The sequence below is a fragment of the Planktothrix sp. FACHB-1355 genome, assembly GCF_014748295.1.
In the GTDB taxonomy this organism is placed as follows: domain Bacteria; phylum Cyanobacteriota; class Cyanobacteriia; order Cyanobacteriales; family Aerosakkonemataceae; genus Aerosakkonema; species Aerosakkonema funiforme_A.
The window spans coordinates 1-5,314 of sequence record NZ_JACJUP010000387.1 but is presented as its reverse complement, the minus strand read 5'-3'; the positions used below and the strand labels follow the sequence as shown (position 1 = coordinate 5,314).

The 5,314-nt window shown below is 43.5% G+C and carries 7 protein-coding genes and 1 pseudogene; 4 read left to right on the top strand and 4 right to left on the bottom strand.

All coding sequences use genetic code 11. The annotated features are described in order from the left end of the window. The 3 genes and pseudogenes from H6S82_RS16530 to H6S82_RS16520 all read left to right on the top strand — a co-directional run. Positions 1–422: pseudogene (locus H6S82_RS16530) on the top strand (Uma2 family endonuclease); the annotation flags it as partial. Positions 423–482: 60 nt separating this feature from the next. Then, positions 483–617 (top strand): hypothetical protein, encoded by a 135-nt coding sequence (locus H6S82_RS16525; RefSeq protein ID WP_322111991.1) that lies wholly within the window; start codon positions 483–485, stop codon positions 615–617. A gap of 33 nt (positions 618–650) precedes the next feature. Further along, complete coding sequence (locus H6S82_RS16520; RefSeq protein ID WP_190472134.1) at positions 651–1,493, top strand: Tab2/Atab2 family RNA-binding protein; 843 nt, start codon at positions 651–653, stop codon at positions 1,491–1,493. Positions 1,494–1,870: 377 nt separating this feature from the next. Here H6S82_RS16520 and H6S82_RS16515 read toward each other — a convergent pair whose 3' ends face one another. Next, positions 1,871–2,095, bottom strand: a complete 225-nt coding sequence (locus H6S82_RS16515) for a hypothetical protein (RefSeq protein WP_242056982.1) — start codon at positions 2,093–2,095, stop codon at positions 1,871–1,873. Between the two features lie 190 nt (positions 2,096–2,285). Here H6S82_RS16515 and H6S82_RS16510 point away from each other — a divergent pair, with 190 nt between their 5' ends. Beyond that, positions 2,286–3,158: an S-methyl-5'-thioadenosine phosphorylase gene (locus tag H6S82_RS16510; protein ID WP_190472137.1), complete on the top strand. Its 873-nt coding sequence runs from the start codon at positions 2,286–2,288 to the stop codon at positions 3,156–3,158. A gap of 6 nt (positions 3,159–3,164) precedes the next feature. Here the strand turns inward: H6S82_RS16510 and H6S82_RS16505 are convergent, their stop codons facing one another. From H6S82_RS16505 to H6S82_RS16495, 3 genes are all read right to left on the bottom strand, one after another. After that, positions 3,165–3,527 (bottom strand): hypothetical protein, encoded by a 363-nt coding sequence (locus H6S82_RS16505; RefSeq protein ID WP_190472140.1) that lies wholly within the window; start codon positions 3,525–3,527, stop codon positions 3,165–3,167. Between the two features lie 63 nt (positions 3,528–3,590). Next, positions 3,591–4,568 (bottom strand): tetratricopeptide repeat protein, encoded by a 978-nt coding sequence (locus H6S82_RS16500; protein WP_190472143.1) that lies wholly within the window; start codon positions 4,566–4,568, stop codon positions 3,591–3,593. Between the two features lie 263 nt (positions 4,569–4,831). Next, on the bottom strand, positions 4,832–5,314 hold a 483-nt coding region (locus tag H6S82_RS16495), incomplete at its 5' end, for a DUF4384 domain-containing protein (RefSeq protein WP_199317899.1).

Sequence of the window (5,314 nt, the reverse complement as noted above, 5' to 3'; positions counted from 1 at the left end):
AAACTCATCGGGGAGAATACAGCACCAAAATGCAAGAGTATGCCAGTTTGGGTGCATTGTTCTACGTTATTTATAATCCCTTGCGCCGTAAAAAGCAGCGTTTGGAAGTGCATCGCTTGGTTAATAACAAATACGAATTGCAGTCAGGAAATCCAATTTGGCTAGCAGAAATAAGTTTGGGAATTGGTTGTGAAAGAGGAACTTATCAGGGCATAACGCGAGAGTGGCTTTATTGGTACGATCGACAAGGACAGCGCCTCTTAACGCCGGAGGAACTGGCTTTGTCAGAACAGCAGGGGCGTCAACAAGCAGAACAACAAGCTTTGTCAGAACAACAGCGCCGTCAACAAGCAGAACAACGGGCTGATTTGTTGGCAGAAAGATTGCGTAGTCTCGGCATAGACCCCGATACCATTGCTTGATTATATCTCAGCGATCGCTGGGAATAGGCCCGGAAACTCTAGCTTAATTTTCGAGGAAGTATTGTTAACGATACCTTGCTCGGCTCTCAAGGAGATGATACTCTAGATAGCGACGATGGCAACAATGTGGTTTTAAACTATTTGGGGAACGATCGCTTTGTCCTCAAATGTGGTACTGGTAGAGATATCAAGTGACCTTTTCACCAATCACCTTTTCATCAATCACCAATGAGCATTTGGCAAATTGATTTTTATCGCCGTCCGTTGCAGGATGAAGTCGGGAGTGCATTGTGGGAGTTACTGATTTGCGATCGATCGCGCCGTTTAACTTATAGTGCCTTTTGTCCTCAGTCCGAAGTCACTCCCGATTGGATTGTTTGTCAGTTAGTGATCGCAGCTAGCTCTTATAAAAATCTGCCAGAGTTAATACAAGTTTTTCGTCCCCAGTCTTTAGGTTTAATGGAAGCAAGTGGAAAGCAGCTGGGAATTCCGGTAGAAGCAACGCGCCGCACTCACACTTTAAAGCAATGGTTGCAAGAAAGAGCCGAACAATACCCTAGTATGGAAGGTTACAGCGGCGAACCTTATACTCCCCTAGCAATCGAGAAACCACCCCCAATACCCCTACCAGAAAGATTTTGGGGAGAACGCTGGCGATTTGCGACCCTTAATGCAGGGGATATTCAAGAAAGATTTACCGATCGACTTGTACCAATTGTAGAAATGCCAGAATTTCTCTTACCCATAAATCTCGGAATTGCATCAACAGTTGCAGTTCCCGGTGTGGTAATTGATGGGGGAAGGCGAGCGATGCAAATAGCTCGCTGGATACAAGAATCCAAACCAGTCTCTCTTAACTATATACCAGGTCCGCCCAATGGTTTAGTATTGGAAGCCGGACTGAACGACAGGTGGATCGTTGCGACTTTTGAAGATGAAGAAGTTTCCGCAGCTGCACAGATGTACGAAGCACGTTTGCTCCTAAGTAGAGGTTTGCACTTTTTATTAGTGCAGCCTGATGATTCCGGAATGACTTACAGTGGCTTTTGGCTATTGCAAGGAGAAGATTGAACAGAGCAAATTATCAATTTTGGAGGTAAACTCTGCCTCTAGTTTAACTTCAAATAATCCCCTCGAAAATGCGAAAAATTTACAAAAAATGCGCTCTTTATCGTTGACAATTTTGGTGATGCGTGCATTAGGTTAGAAAAAATGCAATATTCGGCAAATTCCACTTGATTTGATTAATGAAAATCAGGTAAATTCGGTAAATACATTTAGCCAAGCTCGGTAGACATAAGTATTTATATGTAATAATTATTAAAGTTACAGAAAAGCTAAAGGCTAATTTGAGTGAAAATGCGATCGCACATATCAAAAGCAACACAAGCCAATGACTTGCATTGGCTTGGTGGTACTACTGATAATATGGAGTTAAACTATCTATTTCAATCAACCACTCTGAGCAATCCCTTTTGCAGAGCGTCAAAAACTCGATTAATTTGTTTGTGTTCTGTTTCGCCCAGAGAATTTTTAGATAATAAAGCAGACATCAATAGACGTTGGTCAGCCCTACTAATTTGACGAAGGGCAAAAATCCGCTCTATGACTTGTTCTACTGCGACTTTGGGTAAACTAGCGTTAGCTGCCATCATTAAACAAGCAATAAACATATCCAACCCACCTCAGTATTCCCAATATCAGACACTTTCAAACATTGTTTGGTGATGAAATTATGAATTTTTTGTGAAAATATCCTGCTACTCAGGTGATATAGGTCACCGACAAACTAACCAAGTCTTATGTCTGTAGCTATTTATCGCTAAAATATCTTGGCATTACACAAAATCAAAGGTAAATAGCATGGCTCAGGCAAAAATAGGAATTATCGGCGGTAGTGGACTCTACAAAATGGACGCGCTCAAAGATGTAGAAGAAGTACAAATTGATACGCCCTTTGGGCCACCATCCGATGCTTTAATTCTGGGAACTCTAGAAGGGACGCGGGTTGCTTTCCTAGCACGTCACGGTCGGAATCATACTCTTTTACCGTCAGAACTGCCATTCCGGGCTAATATCTATGCAATGAAGCAGCTGGGGGTCGAGTATTTAATCTCGGCCTCAGCTGTCGGTTCTCTCAAGGAGGAGGTTAAACCTCTAGATATGGTAGTGCCGGATCAATTTATCGATCGCACTAGAAATAGAGTTTCCACCTTTTTCGGGGAAGGAATTGTAGCCCACATTGCTTTTGGCGACCCAGTATGTAAAAATTTAGCTGCCGTTATAACGGATGCCGTTGCTAGCCTAAAGCTACCGGATCTGACCCTCTACCGTGGCGGTACGTATGTTTGTATGGAAGGGCCAGCTTTTTCCACTAAAGCAGAGTCCCGTCTCTACCGCAGTTGGGGTGCGACTGTAATCGGGATGACGAATTTGCCAGAGGCGAAATTAGCTAGGGAAGCAGAAATCGCCTATGCAACTTTAGCTTTAGTTACCGATTACGATTGCTGGCATCCAGCTCATGATAGTGTGACTGTAGAAATGGTGATTGCCAATCTGCAACGCAATGGCGTGAATGCTCAAAAAGCCATTCAAGAAACGGTGCGGCGTTTGGCAGAAAATCCTCCCCCATCAGAAGCTCACTCAGCCTTGAAATACGCGATTGTTACCCCCCTGGATAAGGTTCCTACTGCTACAAAAGAAAAGTTGGGATTGTTGTTGCAAAAATATTTATGAACAGGTTTATCTATCCGACGATTGTTGTTGTTGTGTATTAGAATTCCTGGGATTTAGTCTGGGATTGCAGGATGGGTAAGGTTTGCTTGCGAGAGCAAAGGGTCTGATGGTTTCGTTATTAATAGTGAGACGTTGATAGTTACCTCCATTATTTATCATGACGTAACCGCACTCATTAGTAGTCACATAGATGGAATCCTCCTTACCGCTAGTATCGGTTGTCTGAACCAAATAAGTCTGTCGAGGTTGCAGTTGTGTGACGACAACTTGGTTACCGCTAGTTTTGTAGGGTTGTTCGGCTAAGGCAGTACTGGTGTTAGCTATCATCAGGGTGCTACTTGTGGCGATCGCAATCAATTTTGCATTCATTGCCCTTCCTCAATTTCACCAATCCCAGTATAGCTCCTCAAACTACAACCTGTGGTTGGGGAGCTATTCCTCAATTACTTTATGAAACTGCTCACTTTCGCGAATTTCATCAAAAGCCGAGTCACTTTTAGCCATTTCCTTATAAGTCGGCTCCACATCAATTGCCCATTGCAAGTTGCCAACCGCTGCATTTATACTGCCTCGCATAGCATAAGCTCTAGCATTTTGATACCGAGCTGACGGCAAGTCGCGATCGAGTTTCACAGCTTGGTTATAGCTGTTATTTGCTTCTACGTAGCGACCGGCAGCAAAATGTTCGTTACCTCGCTCTAAATAATCGTTGGCATTTAATACTTCCTGGGTCGTAACAGATAAAGAATCTTCAACTTGTTCTCCCGATTCAAATTGCTCATTTGAAATCTGCGCTGGCATTCGCTCTTGTGCTTCGCTATTGTCTGCTTCTATTTCAATTGCTGCGGCAATATTTGGCACGTTGAATTCTGTTTCAACTGGCAAATTTGCCGTTGCGTGGATAGGTACATCTTCCTGTTCTTTAAAATATATCGCTCCAGTTTGACTGGTTATGTAAGCTATAAGTTTAGCTTCTAAATTTTCGATTTCTTGTGTAAAAATCGCGCTTTGTTTGGAAAATTCATCGGCTATCTCTGCTGTTAGTTGTTTTTGGGCTTCTTTCTGCAATTGCGCTCTGGTTTCAGAAACTATTTGGTCGATCGAGCTGCGGCGGAGAAGCCAAACAGCAAGAGCGGTCACAACAGGAAACAGGGCGATCGCAAATAGCAATAGATCCATCGAAGTTGTCAAGCGGCTAAAGGCACGATCGACTTCCGCCTGAACGCGATCGCGTATTTCCTTCTCTAACCGCAGTTGTTGCAGTTCCTGCCGCTCAGTCGGAGAAATTGCAGGCGCTCCCTTGGCTTGTGCCAATAATGCCGGCATGGTATTTTGTCGATCGACAGCGACAGCAGCAATGTTGATATTGACAGAGACAATAGCGCAGGCAAGCCAAAATTTAAGCTTCATATAATTGCGAGAGGATCGGAGTTAAAAAAGTCAAAAATAATTAAGAATATCCTAACTAAATTTCATCTGTTGCTGTTACGATCGAGTTGAAATTTCATATTTGAGATTTGAGATTTTAGATCGAACAGGATTTATTCGCAAGCGCTGAAGAAACCTGATTTCTCATTCTCCCTCTCAAGCTGAAATAACCTGATTACGTTAAGAACTCGAATTTCTGCATAAGTCCTGTTGAATAAAAAATCTCAAATCCGATTTGAATTGACTCAAACTATCTGGTAAATAAAACTGAGAGTTGCCCAGGCATTTACATCCAAGGCGAAGTTATCCGGAGATGCCGCCATAATGTCGGCAGCAGGAAGACTGGCTTTGTGCAAATCTTGCAGAACTGCTCGCGCCACTTCCAAGGGACTGAGCAACACGCCGAGGCGTTGAAATTCTCCTCTGGGATGCTGCGTATTTTCCAGAGTAGCAAGAGTTAGATCGAGAGGCGATCGACTCAAAACCATTTGCATTTCTACCAGTCCTGCTGGGCCTTGGACAATCCATTTAAAAGGACTGGAAATATCTGGTAAGATGATAGTCTCGCCCTGACCGATCGCCTGCTGCTGTAGAGGGTTAGTTGGAGAGCCATCGAGATTGGGAGAAGATTGTGGAGGGATTAAAGCGATCGCGGCACCGCTGCTATCGATCCCCAGCAACATAAAATAACTAGGCGCATTGCTGTAATTGTGAAGTCTATACTGGAT